This window comes from Streptomyces sp. NPDC107522, from assembly GCF_055657525.1.
This window is the reverse complement of record NZ_JBVKAU010000020.1, coordinates 53,976-68,880: the sequence shown is the minus strand read 5'-3', so window position 1 is coordinate 68,880 and position 14,905 is coordinate 53,976. Positions and strand designations below refer to the sequence as shown.

At 71.7% G+C, this 14,905-nt stretch carries 16 protein-coding genes; 9 read left to right on the top strand and 7 right to left on the bottom strand.

Annotated elements, in window-relative coordinates:
* The first annotated feature begins 70 nt into the window (after positions 1-70).
* The gene (locus tag ACZ7L6_RS38005; RefSeq protein WP_471932135.1) at positions 71-1,171 is read left to right on the top strand and encodes a pyridoxal-phosphate-dependent aminotransferase family protein; all 1,101 of its coding nucleotides are present in this window, start codon (positions 71-73) and stop codon (positions 1,169-1,171) included.
* 310 nt (positions 1,172-1,481) lie between these two features.
* On the opposite strand, the gene ACZ7L6_RS38000 is transcribed toward ACZ7L6_RS38005, so the two are convergent.
* A complete protein-coding gene (locus ACZ7L6_RS38000; protein ID WP_471932133.1) occupies positions 1,482-2,441 on the bottom strand; it encodes a GlxA family transcriptional regulator in 960 nt (319 codons plus the stop codon).
* A gap of 140 nt (positions 2,442-2,581) precedes the next feature.
* Here ACZ7L6_RS38000 and ACZ7L6_RS37995 point away from each other — a divergent pair, with 140 nt between their 5' ends.
* From ACZ7L6_RS37995 to ACZ7L6_RS37985, 3 genes are all read left to right on the top strand, one after another.
* A complete protein-coding gene (locus ACZ7L6_RS37995) occupies positions 2,582-2,881 on the top strand; it encodes a putative quinol monooxygenase (protein WP_471932131.1) in 300 nt (99 codons plus the stop codon).
* A 130-nt stretch (positions 2,882-3,011) separates the two neighbouring features.
* Positions 3,012-3,506: a PaaI family thioesterase gene (locus tag ACZ7L6_RS37990; protein ID WP_471932129.1), complete on the top strand. Its 495-nt coding sequence runs from the start codon at positions 3,012-3,014 to the stop codon at positions 3,504-3,506.
* 15 nt (positions 3,507-3,521) lie between these two features.
* On the top strand, positions 3,522-3,845 hold the full coding sequence (locus tag ACZ7L6_RS37985; RefSeq protein ID WP_471932127.1) for a DUF4326 domain-containing protein: 324 nt from the start codon (positions 3,522-3,524) through the stop codon (positions 3,843-3,845).
* A gap of 9 nt (positions 3,846-3,854) precedes the next feature.
* Here ACZ7L6_RS37985 and ACZ7L6_RS37980 read toward each other — a convergent pair whose 3' ends face one another.
* From ACZ7L6_RS37980 to ACZ7L6_RS37970, 3 genes are read right to left on the bottom strand one after another with little or no spacing between them, the layout of a single operon-like run.
* Complete coding sequence (locus ACZ7L6_RS37980) at positions 3,855-5,717, bottom strand: GMC family oxidoreductase (protein ID WP_471932125.1); 1,863 nt, start codon at positions 5,715-5,717, stop codon at positions 3,855-3,857.
* Positions 5,714-7,108 carry a hypothetical protein gene (locus ACZ7L6_RS37975; RefSeq protein ID WP_471932123.1) on the bottom strand — a complete coding sequence of 465 codons (1,395 nt, stop codon included), beginning with the start codon at positions 7,106-7,108 and terminating at the stop codon, positions 5,714-5,716. Before ACZ7L6_RS37975 ends, ACZ7L6_RS37980 begins: the two co-directional genes overlap by 4 nt.
* Positions 7,105-7,821 (bottom strand): FadR/GntR family transcriptional regulator, encoded by a 717-nt coding sequence (locus tag ACZ7L6_RS37970; RefSeq protein ID WP_471932121.1) that lies wholly within the window; start codon positions 7,819-7,821, stop codon positions 7,105-7,107. Before ACZ7L6_RS37970 ends, ACZ7L6_RS37975 begins: the two co-directional genes overlap by 4 nt.
* A gap of 192 nt (positions 7,822-8,013) precedes the next feature.
* Between ACZ7L6_RS37970 and ACZ7L6_RS37965 the strand changes: the two genes are divergently transcribed.
* The 5 genes from ACZ7L6_RS37965 (at position 8,014) to thpD (ending at position 12,047) form a co-directional block, all read left to right on the top strand.
* Positions 8,014-8,541: a DinB family protein gene (locus ACZ7L6_RS37965; RefSeq protein WP_471932119.1), complete on the top strand. Its 528-nt coding sequence runs from the start codon at positions 8,014-8,016 to the stop codon at positions 8,539-8,541.
* 305 nt (positions 8,542-8,846) lie between these two features.
* Positions 8,847-9,353 (top strand): diaminobutyrate acetyltransferase, encoded by a 507-nt coding sequence (gene ectA, locus ACZ7L6_RS37960; protein ID WP_471932117.1) that lies wholly within the window; start codon positions 8,847-8,849, stop codon positions 9,351-9,353.
* Positions 9,354-9,408: 55 nt separating this feature from the next.
* Positions 9,409-10,680 (top strand): diaminobutyrate--2-oxoglutarate transaminase, encoded by a 1,272-nt coding sequence (ectB, locus tag ACZ7L6_RS37955; protein WP_471932115.1) that lies wholly within the window; start codon positions 9,409-9,411, stop codon positions 10,678-10,680.
* A 52-nt stretch (positions 10,681-10,732) separates the two neighbouring features.
* A complete protein-coding gene (locus ACZ7L6_RS37950; RefSeq protein WP_471932113.1) occupies positions 10,733-11,137 on the top strand; it encodes an ectoine synthase in 405 nt (134 codons plus the stop codon).
* A gap of 7 nt (positions 11,138-11,144) precedes the next feature.
* On the top strand, positions 11,145-12,047 hold the full coding sequence (gene thpD, locus ACZ7L6_RS37945) for an ectoine hydroxylase (protein WP_471932111.1): 903 nt from the start codon (positions 11,145-11,147) through the stop codon (positions 12,045-12,047).
* A 39-nt stretch (positions 12,048-12,086) separates the two neighbouring features.
* Here thpD and ACZ7L6_RS37940 read toward each other — a convergent pair whose 3' ends face one another.
* Genes ACZ7L6_RS37940 through ACZ7L6_RS37930 form a run of 3 tightly spaced genes read right to left on the bottom strand, consistent with a single transcriptional unit; the run spans position 12,087 to position 14,878 of the window.
* Positions 12,087-13,106: a maleylpyruvate isomerase family mycothiol-dependent enzyme gene (locus ACZ7L6_RS37940; RefSeq protein WP_471932109.1), complete on the bottom strand. Its 1,020-nt coding sequence runs from the start codon at positions 13,104-13,106 to the stop codon at positions 12,087-12,089.
* 55 nt (positions 13,107-13,161) lie between these two features.
* On the bottom strand, positions 13,162-13,779 hold the full coding sequence (locus tag ACZ7L6_RS37935) for an RNA polymerase sigma factor (protein ID WP_471932107.1): 618 nt from the start codon (positions 13,777-13,779) through the stop codon (positions 13,162-13,164).
* Between the two features lie 46 nt (positions 13,780-13,825).
* Positions 13,826-14,878 carry an aminotransferase class V-fold PLP-dependent enzyme gene (locus ACZ7L6_RS37930; protein ID WP_471932105.1) on the bottom strand — a complete coding sequence of 351 codons (1,053 nt, stop codon included), beginning with the start codon at positions 14,876-14,878 and terminating at the stop codon, positions 13,826-13,828.
* Between the last annotated feature and the right edge of the window lie 27 nt (positions 14,879-14,905).

The following is a 14,905-nucleotide window of genomic DNA, read 5'->3' as shown; positions in this document are numbered from 1 at the left end:
CCGAGGGCTGTCAGGGGCGATGGTTACCCTCGACACCGTCTGCCACTCCGACGTGAAGAGAGTTCCTGCCGTGACCCATCCCTTCCTCGACCTGTCCCCGCTGAGCGCGGAGCACTTCGCTTCCATCGAGGACCGGGTGGCACGGCTGCTCGGGACCGAGCAGGACGTCGTGATCATGCAGGGTGAGGCGTTGCTGCCGCTGGAAGGGGCGATCCGCGGGACGGCCGGGCCCGGCACGACCGCGCTGAACGTGATCACCGGTCCGTACGGGCAGACCTTCGGGAACTGGCTGCGTGACTGCGGCGCGACCGTGATCGATCTGGCGGTGCCCTTCCATACGGCCGTTACGGCGGACCAGATCCGTCAGGCCTTCGCCGAGCATCCGGAGATCGACTTCGTGTCCCTGGTGCACGCGGAGGCGGCCACCGGCAACACGAACCCCGTCGCGGAGATCGGCGAGGTCGTGCGGGAGCACGGGGCGCTGTTCTACCTGGACGCGGTGGCGTCCATCGGGGCGGAGCCGGTGCTGCCGGACGTGTGGGGTGTGGACCTGTGCGTGATCGGGGCGCAGAAGGCGATGGGTGGGCCGGCCGGGGTGTCGGCGGTGTCGGTGAGCGAGCGTGCGTGGGCTCGGATGGCGGCGAATCCGGGGGCGCCGCGGCGGTCGTATCTGTCGCTCCTCGACTGGAAGGAGCGGTGGATCGACGGCGGGCGCAAGGGGCTGCTGCATGCGCCGGCGCAGTTGGAGATGCTGGCGCTGGAGGCGTGCGTGGAGCGGATCGAGGCGGACGGGCCGGATGCGGTGATGGCCCGTCACCGGGCCGCCGCGCTGTCGACTCGGGCCGGGGCGGTGGCGCTGGGTGGGGGGTTGGAGCCGTACGTGTACGAGGCCGTGGAGGCCGCTCCTGTCGCTACGACGCTTCGGGCGCCGGCGGGGGTGGTGGCGTCGGAGGTCGTGGCTCGGGCGCTGGAGGTCGATCCCGGGTTGCCGTTGGCCGCGGGGGGTGGGGCGTTGGCCAAGGAGATGATCCGGGTCAATCACTACGGGGTGGATGCGACGGTCGGGGCTGTGCGGGGGTGTCTGGCGGCGCTGGGGGCTGCGCTGGCGGAGAAGGGGTTGGACGTGGATGTGGAGGGGGCGCTGCGGGTGGTGGACGCGGGCTGGCGGTAGCGGTTTCTCGCCCCCGCCGCCCCTACCCGTCCCATCCTTGAAGGGGCTCCGCCCCTTCCACCCCGCCAGGGGGCTCCGCCCCCTGGACCCCCGCCGGCCCCGAAAGGGCCTCGTCCTCAAACGCCGGACGGGCTGAATGATGCGGACCGGCGTCGAGAGGCGGAGCCCCTTGCGGGTGGGTGGGGGATCGGGACGGTTGCGGCCTCCGCCTCAAACGCCGGACCGGCTGGGATGCCAGGACCGGCGTCGCGAAGTGGCTGCCCCCTGCGGGTGGTAGGGGATCGGGACGGCGGCTCCTCCCCGTGGCCGGTCACCTCGCGCGCATCGCGCTCGCCGTCGTCCCTGTGCGCTCGCGCAGCAGGATGCGGAGGGTGTTGGCGTGTTCGTAGCCGACCTTGTGGGCGATGGCCTCCAGGGGGAGGTTCGTGGTGCGGAGGAGGTGGGAGGCGCGTTCCACTCGTAGGTCCTGGAGGAAGCCGACCGGGGACGTGCCCAGTGTGCGGCGCACAGCCCGCTGGAGTGTGCGTTCACTGACGCCGATGGCCCGGGCCGCGTCGGTGATGGAGATCGGCTGGTCGAGGTGGGCGCGGGCCCAGCGCTCGAACGCCGCCAGCGTCGGGTCGCTCTGCGCGAGCGCCGTCGAGATCGCGTACGCCGCCTGTGACGGGCGTTCGTCGACGACCAGATAGCGGGCGACCAGATCGGCGAGGGCCGGACTGGTCATCCGTACGATCGCGAGGGCCAGGTCGACGTGGCCGAAGGCCGCCCCCGCCGTGGTGACGCCGTTGGAACTGGCGACCATACGGGTCTGGTCGACGGTCACCGCCGGGTAGCGCTTGCGGAAGTACGGGGCGAGCCACCAGCTGGTGGTGGCCTCCAGGCCGTCGAGGATCCCCGATTCGGCCAGCAGCCATGTGCCCGTGCAGGCCGAGGCCACGGGTGTGCCGCGTTCGCGGGTGGCGGCCAGCAGGCGCCTCGCGGGGGCCGAGGCGGGACCCGAGACATGTGCGATCAGGGCGTCGGGGCGCCGTTCCGCCAGGGCGGGCACCACCAGCAGGTCCGCGTTCTCGACCGCGCCGACGGGGGCCGCCTCGACCACGTGTCCCGCGCCCGTACGGATCCGGCGGCGGAAGCCGATCGTGGTGACGTTCCAGGCGGGCGGGGGCTCCGGCAGCTCGCCCCGCATGCTGTTCGCCCCCTCGAGGACATCCAGGAGGGCGGCGAGCCCCGAGTCGAAGACACCGTCGTATGCGAGCACAGCCACGTCCATGACGGAAACGATATCGAAGACGTCGTTTACGACACTGGGACGGCCGGTCCGAGCGGCCTAGGTTCGTGGTGTCCGGACGAGATCCGGTGCCCGGTACCGGCACCGCCCGACGTACGCAGACCACACCACGGGAGTGCACCATGAACAACCTCGGACTGCTGGCCCGCATCGAGGCCAGGCCCGAGTACGCCGACAAGGTCGAGGTCCTGTTGCGCGACGCCCTGCGGCTCGCGGAGCAGGAGGACCACACCGTGACCTGGTTCGCGTTCCGGCAGGGCGCCACCACCTTCGGCGTCTTCGACACCTTCGCCGACGAGGACGGACGTAAGGGACACCTGCAGGGCAAGATCGCCGCCGCGCTCATGGACGCCGCCGAGACCCTGCTCAGCGAGGCGCCGGACATCCGGCCCGTCGACCTCCTGGCGGTCAAGCTTCCCTGACGAGGGGCGGCACGAGGACAACGCCGGGCGGGAGGGGGCGTCAAGCGCGCCTTGCCGCCCGGCGGCCCAAGACATCGGCAGTAGACCCCCGAAGGTGGGGTCTGTCATTACGGGACGGACAAAGCACACCATGGCGCACCCCGCCACGCACTATCACAGCACTGTCGGCGACGAAGCCGTCGGCGGCATCCCGGGCATCGAGCTGGCCCGTATGAGTCTGGACGGACGGCTGCCGGAAGCCCCGATCTGCGGGACGCTCGGCTTTCGGCTCGTGGAGGTGGAGGAAGGGCAGGCCGTGTTCGAGGGCCGGCCCGGGGAGCACCTTCTCAACCCCATGGGCACGGTCCACGGAGGCTATATGGCCACCCTTCTCGACTCCGCCCTCGGTACCGCCGTACTGACGCTCCTGCCGGCCGGCCGTGCCTACACCACCGTCCAGCTCGGGGTGAATCTCGTCAGGCCGGTGCTGGCCACGACGGCGACGCTGCGGTGTACGGCCGACGCGATCCATGTCGGCCGGACGACGGCGACCGCTGAGGCACGCATCGTCGGGATCGACGACGGCAAGCTGTACGCACACGGGACGGCCACCTGCGCCGTCTTCGCGATGCCGGGCGCGGGCTGAGGAGGCGCACAGGGCATGGACCGCAGGCAGCGGACCACGGTCGTCAACATGAAGGGGCATCGCGACGATCCGGACTACGCAGACGTCGTCTACGTCGGCCGCGCGATGCACCGCGGTGGGTGGGACCTGGAGGGATCTCCGCTCGCCAGCCCCTTCCGGCCGGGCCGGGACGGCACCCGGGAGGAGGTGGTCGGCAGGTACCGCGACCACCTGCTGAGCCGTCCCGACCTGCTCGCTCTGCTGCCCGCCCTCCGGGGCCGCAGGCTCGGCTGCTGGTGTGTCCCGCAGGCGTGCCATGCGCAGGTCGTCGCCGAGCTGGCCGACTCGCTCGAGCCGTAGCGCCCCCACCTATACGTCGGCCGTCAGTGAGCGCTCGGCGACGCCCAGCGCCGCCGCCATGATGCTCAGCTGCGGGTTCACCTCCGGACAGCTCGGCAGTACGGATCCGTCGGCGATCAGTACGCCGTGGACGCCGCGCAGGCGCCCTTCCGGGTCGGCCGGCGAACGCTCGGGGTCGACCCCCGCGGCTGCCGTACCCGTGGGGTGAAACGCGGATACATGCAGGTGACGCGCCGTCACCTTGTCGAGGAAAGCCTCCAGTTGGCCGGGAGTACGAGCGCGTGGGGCGTGCGGGACGCCGGTCAGGACCTCCTCCGCGCCGGCTGCGAACAGCAGGCGGCCCATGGCTCGTTGGGCCCGCAGCAGGCGGCGCGCGTCGCGCGGTGCCAGGTCGTAGCGGAGCAGCGTGCGGTCCCTGCCGAGGACGCGGCCGGAGGGGCGGTCGGCGATCATGGCGCCGAGTGTCGCCAGCTGTTCCGTTGCCTCCACCTCTCGGCGCAGTTCGCGGCCGACGCCGGGCAGTACGAACGAGCTCATGCCCGGGGGTGCGGCGGTGGCTTCGATGAGGATGCCGTCGGCGTGCAGTTCCTCCACGCCGACGCTCTGCAGGACGCCCTGCCAACCGGTGACCGGGCTGCTGAAGCGGCCCGCGACGCTGATCGCGGGGTGCACACTGAGGTTCCGGCCGGTCCGGGGATGTCCGCCGAGGCCCGAGCGGCGCAGCAACTGCGGGGTCTGCAGGGCGCCGGCGGCGACCACGACCAGCGGGCTGAGGATCTCCAGTTCGCTGCCGCCGGGGCGGGCCACCACCACCCCGGCGGCGCGTGGCCCGCCCGGCCGGTCGCGGTCGGTGAGGATCCGCAGGACGCGGGCGCCCGTCACGATGCGGCAGCCCGCCGCGCACGCTTCGGGGAGCACGGACAGCTGCACGCTCTGCTTGGCGCCGGTGGGGCAGCCGACGACGCACTGGCAGGAGCCCTTGCAGCCGGGGGCGTTGCGGCGCAGGGGTGCTGCGGTCCAGCCGAGTTCCTTCGCGCCGGCCAGGGCGAGGAGTCCGTTGTTGCCGAGGACGTCCAGCGGTTGCCGGGCGACGCGCAGGATGCGTTCCACCTCGTCGAGGTGGGCGTCGAAGCCCTCGGCGACGGCGAATCCGTAGCGGCCCCGCCAGCGTGTGAGGACGTCGTCCGGGGTGCGGTAGCAGGTTCCGGAGTTGACGACGGTGGTGCCGCCGACCGCGCGGCCGACGGGCAGGACCAGCGGAGGGTTGCCGAGGGCGATGGTGGCGCCGCCGTCCCGGTAGAGGTCGGTGAAGCGGTCGAGCGGGGTTCTGCGGGCGAAGGACGCGGTGGTGTGGTGGTCGCCCTCCTCGACGATGACGACGCGCATGCCGGCGCGGGCCAGGGTCCGGGCGGCCATGGCGCCGCCCGCGCCGGATCCGACGACGACGGCGTCGGCAGTGGAGCGCGTCGGCCAGTCCCGGGAGGGTGTGCAGTCGAGCGGCGGGTCCTCGGAGGTGGGTGCGGAGGGCGCCGGGCGGCCGTGGTGCAGGGTGCGTTCGGTGCCGGCCGCCAGCAGCACCGGCACCTTCACCGCGTCCAGGAGCGGCAGCAGCGCCCGGTGGGAGGCGAGGGACGCCATGACACGCTCGCGTTCCGTGGAGCTGAGCGCGGGCAGGCGTCGGCCCGTGCGGGCCAGGGCATAGGCGTTGATCGCCGCGGTCGCGCCGCGAATCGCCGTGCGGGCCGGGGCCGGCATGGCAGCGAGCAGCGTCTCGACGCGCCGGGGCACGGCCCGGGTCCACTCGGCCGTGCCGTCGTCCGCGAGCAGCGCCGCGGCAAGTGTCGTGATACGAGGGGCGGCTGAGGGAGTCATCGGTCGCCGACCTCCGCGTGGGCGGTGCCGGAGAGCCGCCAGGTGGCCTCCTGCCGCCACCTTCCCCACCAGCGCTCCAGGCTGACCACCGCGTCCGAGGTCTCGCTGTTGCGGCAGACCGCGGGGGAACCGTCGGGGTCGGTGTAGTCGAGCGCCAGGGTCCGCTGCGGCGGCTGGGTCACCGTCACACGGATACGGCGCCTGCCCACCCGGCCGGCCACCCGCCACTCGGGCAGGCCGATGTCCGCCCGGAACCGGCCGAGTCCCGCCCAGCCGACGGCCGTGCGCTCGGCGCGCCGGGGCCACGGGCGTCCGTCGCGCAGGAGCCGTAGGAACACCAGGGGAGGCAGGCGGTCGAGTCCGCGTCGCATGGACACCGCGGCGACGATCTCCAGGACATCCCCGCCGCCGAGGTCCGCGTGGAGCCAGGCCCAGCGCCGTGCGTTGCCATGCCCGTAGATGCGGGCGCTCGCTCCGGGGGCGCGGTCCAGGCGCAGCTCGTCGTCGCCGTATCGGACCGTGCCGCTGTAGAGGCAACGGGCGGCCGGCAGCATGTGGCTGGCCGGCAGCAAGGGGCGGCGCCAGGACCAGCGGGGGAAGGTGTGCAGCGGCCCGCTGAGGGGCGTCTCGGTGAGCGACCAGGTGAACGGCCCGGCAGATCCCGAGAGTTGGCCGGGCCGGACGTGAATGCCCTCGGCGGCGTAGCCCTGCTGCTGGGCCGTCCACGGTACGGGGCCGAAGCGTGCGTGCTCGGCGGGGCCGTCCTCGGGGAAGACGGCGACCCAGCCGTGGGCGTAGGCGGCGGAGCCGTCGGTGGGCGCCACGACTTCGTGGTGCAGCCAGACTCCGGTGCCGGTGGCGGGGTCGGTCAGGGTCGTGTACCAGACCTCCGTGCGCCCGGGTTCTCTGTCCCAGCGGGGGGCCAGGCAGGGGTCGGGCGCGGAGTCCGCCGTACGCGGGAAGCGGAAGCTCGTGAGGAAGGGCAACAGGCCGGTGGCGAGGGGGAAGCGCAGTGTGCCCTCGCCGACGCGTTCACCGTCCTCGTACAGGGTGTAGGGCAGAACGGTCATCGACGCGATGGGATGTGCGGGCGAGACGGACTTCCAGCCGTCGAGCACCAGACGCCGGCCCTCCATGGCGAAGGAGATCCGGTACCGGATCCTACGGCGGGCCAGGGGCGAGATCTCCAACTCGCCTCGGGCTTCGGCATCGTCCGCCCGCCCTGCTATCCGCACCCGCCCCGTCACGCGGGCCTGAGTCGTGCGGTGGGGCAGCATCACGGTGCCGGCCCGGACCACGAGGTCCAGTCGTACGGGGCGCTCGTGATCCTCGTCGGCCAGCCGCGCCCGGCCGAGCATCGCCTCCTGGAACACCGTCCCGCGTGAGGTCACCGAGCACCGTCCCGGCGTCGGCCTGCGCGTGCCAGCCCCTCGAGCATGATGCGTTCCGTCGCCGACAGGTAGGCGCCCGCGGCGACGCGTGCCGCGTCCTGGTCGCCGGCGGCCACGGCCTCGACGACCGGTGCGAGACGGTCGTGAGCGGCGCGGGCGTCCAGGAACGGGTCGACCAGGGCCGCGCGCACCGGAAGGTAGGCGTTGAACAGGGTGTTGGTCAACAGGACGTACACCCGGTTGCCGGTGGCCCGGGCGAGCGCGCGGTGCACTTCGGCGTCCGCGAGCTGCACGTCCTCGCCGCCGTCGGCGTCCCTGACGGCGGCGACCAGGGCACGCAGTTCGGCGACCTGGGCCGGCGTGGCGCGGGCGGCGGCACGTTCGGCGATCAACGCTCCGATGCTGCGGCGCACTTCGAAGATCTCGCCGATCCAGTCGGGGCTGTGCCGCACGAGCATCGGCAGGAGATCCGCCCCGCCCAGACGCAGGAAGTCCCGGACGCGGGTGCCCACTCCGTGCCGTGTCTCCAGCAACCCCGCTTGCACGAGCCGGCCGAAGGCCTGCTTCAGCGTGGTGCGGTTGACTCCGAACTCGTCGGCGAGCTCACGTTCGGGCGGCAGATAGCTCCCGGCCGGATGCCGCCCGGCGAGAATGTCCTCCCGCAGCCGCTTCTCCAGTACATCGACGGTGCTTTCACGCGGCAGTACGCCCATCCCGGCCCCCAACCAGCCAGTGGATCAGTGACTGGGCCACTGAACCACTGGGTAGACACCACGTCAACAAGTCGCGCATCGAAGGACCGAGCCACACCGCGAGGGAACAAGCCGCACACCCGAGGAAGCTCACGCGATGCGCCCACCGCTGAAAACCACCCCGCCGCCAGGCCGCCGTGTCACGCTCCCCGCATGACCACCAACGCACCCCAGACCCTCCCCGACGGCCGCCCCGTCCCGCTCCTGACCGGCGACGAGCGCCCCATGCTGGAGAGCTGGCTCGAGTTTCACCGGGCCACCCTGGCGCTGAAGTGCGCGGGGCTGGACGACACGCAGGTGCGGCTGGCCTCGGCGGAGCCGTCCGCGCTGACGCTGCTCGGGCTCGTGCAGCATCTCGCCGAGGTCGAGCGGAACTGGTTCCAGCGGGTGGCCGGGGGACTCGACGTGCCGCCGGTATACGCGGAGGAGACCGGGTACGCCCCCGATCCGGGGCGCGGTATCGAAGAAGCGCTCGCCCTATGGCGCCGGGAGATCGCGCGAGGGCGCGAGGTGTGCGCCGGGCGGTCGCTGGACCGTGCCGGGCGGATCGTCGACGGGCCGATGGCCGGCGTCGAGGTCAGTCTGCGCTGGGTGTTCCTTCACATGATCGAGGAGTACGCGCGGCACAACGGCCACGCCGACATTCTGCGAGAGCGTATCGACGGTGTTACCGGAGCCTGAATTCGGCGTAATTCCTGGAATTCTTTAGAGGGCAGCTTCCCCTCCTCTTCTGCCCGCTTTCCCCGAACCTAAACGCAAAGATTTCGCGAACGCCAACCGGCGTGATTCGGGCAGGTCTCGTGAGAGTTACATGGCTGTGACGCGTTCCACATCGCGTCCGTTTTGCACGGTATTAACCGGACAGAAGGGGCAAACAGCAGCGGTCTCGCGTAGGTGCTCACGCCCGCGTGATAACACACCCGAGCCTCACACGTAACCCCTCACGGCCATGCAATTTCGAATTTCCCTCGGTAAATTCAATTCGCATGACTGCCGCTCAAGCAGACCTGCAAATCGACCGTCCGGCGGTGGCCGACGGGGCCGCGCTGTGGCGGATTGCCAGAGACTCCAAGGCCCTCGACCTCAACTCGTCGTACAGCTATCTGCTGTGGTGCCGCGACTTCGCCGGCACGTCGGCCGTCGCGCGTGACGAGCGCGGGGAGCCGGTCGGCTTCGTCACCGGGTACGTACGGCCGGACCGCCCGAGCACCCTGCTCGTCTGGCAGGTGGCCGTGGACGACGCCCACCGCGGACGCGGCATCGCCGCCGCGCTGCTGGACGGGCTCGTCGCGCGGGTCGGCGGGGCGTACGGCGTCACGAGCGTCGAGACCACCATCACGCCCGGCAACACCGCCTCCGAGCGGCTGTTCCGCTCCTTCGCCGAGCGGCACGGCGCCGCCCTCGAGCGCGAGGTGCTGTTCCCCACGAGCGTGTTCCCGGACGGGCCCCACGACCCCGAAGTCCTGTACCGCATCGGTCCCCTCTCCCTGTGACCTGCCCACTGACTCCCCCACTGACCTCCCCCCACGCAACGAGGAGCGATTCGTCGTGACCATCACCCAGCCCGACCTCAGCGTCTTCGAGACCCTGGAGTCCGAGGTGCGCAGCTACTGCCGCGGCTGGCCCACCGTCTTCGACCGTGCGCGAGGCAGCCGCATGTACGACGAGGACGGCCACGAGTATCTGGACTTCTTCGCCGGGGCCGGCTCGCTGAACTACGGGCACAACAACCCGGTCCTGAAACGGGCGTTGATCGACTACCTGGAGCGGGACGGCGTCACGCACGGGCTCGACATGTCCACCAGCGCCAAGCGCACCTTCCTGCAGACCTTCCAGGACCTGGTGCTGCGGCCGCGCGACCTGCCGTACAAGGTCATGTTCCCGGGCCCGACCGGCACCAACGCCGTCGAGTCGGCGCTGAAGCTGGCCCGCAAGGTCAAGGGGCGCGAGGCCATCGTGTCCTTCACCAACGCCTTCCACGGCATGTCCCTCGGCTCCCTCGCCGTCACCGGCAACGCCTTCAAGCGCGCCGGCGCCGGGATACCGCTGGTGCACGGGACGCCCATGCCGTTCGACAACTACTTCGACGGCACCGTCCCGGACTTCCTGTGGTTCGAGCGGCTGCTGGAGGACCAGGGCTCCGGGCTCAACAAGCCCGCCGCGGTGATCGTCGAGACCGTGCAGGGCGAGGGCGGCATCAATGTCGCGCGTCCCGAGTGGCTGCGCGCGCTCGCCGAGCTGTGCGAGCGGCAGGACATGCTGCTGATCGTCGACGACATCCAGATGGGCTGCGGGCGCACGGGTGCCTTCTTCTCCTTCGAGGAGGCGGGCATCACACCGGACATCGTCACCGTGTCCAAGTCCATCAGCGGCTACGGCCTGCCCATGTCGCTGTGCCTGTTCAAGCCCGAGCTGGACATCTGGGAGCCGGGCGAGCACAACGGCACCTTCCGCGGCAACAACCCCGCCTTCGTCACCGCGGCCGCCGCCCTGGAGATGTACTGGGCCGACGGCAGCGCGATGGAGAAGCAGACCCGGGCGCGCGGCGAGCAGGTCGAGCAGGGGCTGATCGCCATCTGCGAGGAGAACCTCGCCGACGTGAAGGAGTACCGGGGCCGCGGGCTGGTGTGGGGCATGGAGTTCCACGACAAGGAGCGGGCCGGGCGCATCGCCCAGCGCGCCTTCGAACTCGGGCTGCTCATCGAGACGTCCGGCCCGGAGAGCGAGGTCGTCAAGCTGCTCCCCGCCCTCACCGTCACCCCGGACGAGCTCGACGAGGGGCTCAGCATCCTCGCCCGCGCCGCCCGCGAGACCGCCTGACCGACCCCCTCACCGACCGAGCACACCACCACCTAGGAGGCATCGCAGCACCGTGATCGTCCGTTCGTTCAAGGACATCGAAGGCACCGAGCGCCATGTGAAATCGGCGTCCGGCACCTGGGAGAGCAAACGCATCGTCCTCGCCAAGGAGAAGGTCGGCTTCTCCCTGCACGAGACGATCCTGTACGCGGGTACGGAGACGTCGATGTGGTACGCGAACCACATCGAGGCCGTCGTCTGCGTCGAGGGCGAGGCCGAGCTGACCGACCACGAGACCGGGCGGACGTACGCGATCACGCCCGGGACCATGTACCTCCTGGACGGTCACGAGAGGCACACGCTGCGGATCAAGGAGGACTTCCGCTGCATCTGTGTCTTCAACCCGCCCGTGACCGGCCGCGAGGACCACGACGAGAACGGCGTGTACCCGCTGCTCACCGAGCCCGAGGAGGTGTGAGAACCCCATGACCACTGCCATGACCGCACACGTCACCGATCTCTACCCCAGCCGCGGCGCCACCGAGGTGTCGACCCCGCGTCAGGACCCCGTCGTGTGGGGCGCCCCCGACACCCCGGGCCCGATCACGACCACGGACCTCCAGTCGTACGAGCGCGACGGCTTCCTCGCCATCGACCAGCTCATCACGGACGACGAGGTCGCCGTCTACCGGCAGGAGCTGGAGCGGCTCGTCACCGACCCGGGGATCCGCGCGGACGAGCGCTCGATCATCGAGCCGAAGTCCAAGGAGATCCGGTCCGTCTTCGAAGTGCACAAGATCAGCAAGGTGTTCGCCTCGCTGGTGCGCGACGAGCGGGTCGTCGGCCGGGCGCGGCAGATCCTCGGCTCGGACGTGTACGTCCACCAGTCGCGGATCAACGTCAAGCCGGGCTTCGGGGCGAGCGGCTTCTACTGGCACTCCGACTTCGAGACCTGGCACGCCGAGGACGGTCTGCCGAACATGCGGACGGTGTCCGTCTCGATCGCGCTGACCGAGAACTACGACACCAACGGCGGGCTCATGATCATGCCCGGCTCGCACAAGACCTTCCTCGGGTGTGCGGGAGCCACGCCCAAGGACAACTACAAGAAGTCCCTCCAGATGCAGGACGCGGGCACGCCGTCCGACGAGGCGCTGACCGCGATGGCGAGCGAGTACGGCATCAAGCTCTTCACGGGCAAGGCCGGTTCGGCGACCTGGTTCGACTGCAACTGCATGCACGGCTCGGGGGACAACATCACCCCGTTCCCGCGCAGCAACGTGTTCATCGTGTTCAACAGCGTGGAGAACGCGGCCGTCGAGCCGTTCGCGGCTCCCATTCGGCGGCCGGAGTTCATCGGGGCGCGGGACTTCACGCCGGTGAAGTGACCTCGCGCCGTGACGTGACCTCGCTGCGGTGAGGTGACCTCACAGCCACGACAGCGACGCGGCCCGCTCCAGTACGTTCCGTACGGCGGCCGCGTCGCCCGTCTCGCCCCTCGGCACCGCCTGCGGCGTGCACCGTCCGCCCACCAGCAGGCAGAAGTCGACGGGATCAAGGGTGAGTTCGGCCCGGACGGGCTCGTCCGCGGAGCCCAGCACCCACTCCTCGCCCCCGGTGACCGAGAACAGCACCGGGGGCGCGGTGGGTCCGAGGGCCAGACCGAGGACGCGGACGGCGAGGCGGACCAGCTGCTCCAGGTGCTCCTGGGGCGGGGGTGGGACGGCGAGGCCGAGCGCGCGGCCGATGTCGTCGGTGTGGATCCACGTCTCGAAGGCACGCGCCAGGAAGTGGTCGGCGACGGGCAGCCGCAGTCCCATCAACTCCACGGCGCGGGCCGCGAGTTCGGGTTCGTGGGCCTCCGCCGAGGCGAGCAGGGAGCTTGCCTGCGCCGACCAGGCGGCGACCGTCTTCGCCGGGCTCCGGCGTCGCTCATGGGCGATCACATCGGCCGTGCGCCGGTTCCAGGCGGCCTCCCAGCCCGTGCCCTCCTCGATCCGCGAGAGCGGCACCTGCGCCTCGATCCCGAGCAGCACCGCCAGGTGCTCGTCGGCGGCGAGGAGGTGGGCGACGGTCGCGTGCACGTCCCAGTCGTGCACCACCGGGGCGTTCCAGCGGTCGTACCCCCAGCGGCCGTACACCTGGGGCAGCAGGGCTTTCAGCCCGGTGACGGCGGCGGCATAGGGCGCGGCGTGCGCCGCGACGCGCGGTGCGGCGGGCCGCTCGCGCAGGGCGGAGGACACCACGTCGGCGGCCGGCCGCTCCGGGACGCCGGGCAGCGCCGGTCCCTCCAGCAGCCGTACCGTCTCCCGCAGTCGTTCCGCCTCCGCCGCGCAGCTCTCGCACTCGGCGAGGTGTGCCGGGACCGTCCTCTCCTCGACCGGGTCGAGGGCACCGAAGGCCCAGGCGGCCAGCAGGTCGCGTACCGTCTCGTGTTCGTCGGTCACCGTGCACCTCCTCCCCGTGGCCCGTGCCTGTTCCCTGCTCGTACCCCTGTCGCCATCATGCGCCCCTTTCGAGCGCCGGATCCGGCGGGTCGGCCAAGGACTGGGCCAAGGTGCGCAGGGCGGTGCGCAGCCGGGTCTTGGCCGTGCCCTCGGGGATGCCCAGCTCGACGGCGGCCTGCCGGTAGGTGCGGCCGGCGAAGTAGGCGAGGTGGACGACCTCCCGCTGGGGCTGCGGGAGTTCGGCGAGGGCGGTGTGCAGCAGGAGGGAGCGCTCCCGGTCGACGACCGTCTCGTCGGGGCCGGGCCGGGCGTCGGGGATGGTCTGCAGTGCGGAGTCGTCGGTTCCGGCGTCCTTGCGGTGCCGGGCCTCGCTGCGGACCCAGTCCACGGCCCGCCGGTGGGCGAGCACGGACAGCCAGGTGCGCAGCGAGCCACGGCCCGGCTCGAAGGCGTACGGCCTGCTCCACAGCTGGGCGAAGACCTCCTGGGCCACGTCCTCGGCGGCGGCCGCGGAGCGGGTGACCCGCATGGCGACCCGCCGCACCAGCCCGCCGTACGCCGCATACGCCTCGGCCAGCGCGGACTCGTCGCCGTAGACCAGCCGCCGGTGTATCTCCGCGTCGGCAGGCAGCTGTACGGACGTGTCGTCCGTGGACTCCACCGGCACCACCACCCCTTGGTGCCTTTCCTAGCGTCCTCGCGAGGCCCGCGCCAGTGGTTCAGGCAGACAGGACGTCCAGCAACCGGTCGACGTCCTCGGGGGTGTTGTAGAGGTGGAAGGCCGCGCGCAGGTTGCCCGCGCGGTTGGACACCTCGATGCCGGCCGCGCTCAGCTCGGGCTGGCGGTGGCCGAGTCCGGGGACGGAGACGATGGCCGAGCCCGGTGAGGGCACCGGTTCGTGGCCGAGGCCGGCGAGGCCCGCCCGGAAGCGGTCGGCCAGGGCGAGGTCGTGGGCCTGGACGGCGGCCACGCCGAGCTCCTCGATCAGCTCCAGGGAGGTGCGCAGCCCGGCGTAGGTGAAGAGGCTGGGGCTGATGTCGAAGCGCCGTGCGGAGTGGGCGAGGTCCTCGACGGGGCCGTAGCAGCTGTCCCAGGGGACCTCCCCGGCGACCCAGCCGGCGAGCAGCGGCGTCAGCCCGCCGAAGTCCTCGGGGACGACGCAGAACGCGGCACCGTGCGGGCCCATGAGCCACTTGAAGCCGACAGCGGCGAGGAAGTCGTACTCACCGGCCTCCAGCGGCAGCCAACCGGCCGACTGGGAGGCGTCGACGTAGGTGCGCGCCCCGTGCGTCCGGGCCGCCTCGCGCACCGCGGGCAGGTCGGCGACCCGGCCGTCGGCGGACTGCGCGGCGCTGACCGCGACCAGGGCGGTGTCCGGGCGGACCGACTCGGCGAGGCGCTCCAGCGGGACGGCGCGCACCTTGAGGTCGCCGCGCATGTGGAAGGGGTTCACGAGGGAGGCGAAGTCGGCCTCCGCGGTGAGGACTTCGGCCCCTGCGGGCAGCGAGGCGGCGATCAGCCCGCCGTACTCGGCGACCGAGGCCCCGGTCGCGACCCGCGCGACGGGGACGCCGGCCAGCCGGGCGAAGGAGGCGCGCACGGCCTCCACGTCCTCGTAGAGCGGGCCCAGCGGCGTGCCCTCGGCCCGCATCCGGACGGCCCGGTCCAGGGCGGTCACGGTGCGGGCCGGCAGCAGACCGTTGCTCGCGGTGTTGAGATAGACGTTCTTCGACGCGAACTCGGCACGGACGAGGCTCTCGAAGGTCTCCATGGCTCCACTGTGGGCCCTGAACACCTA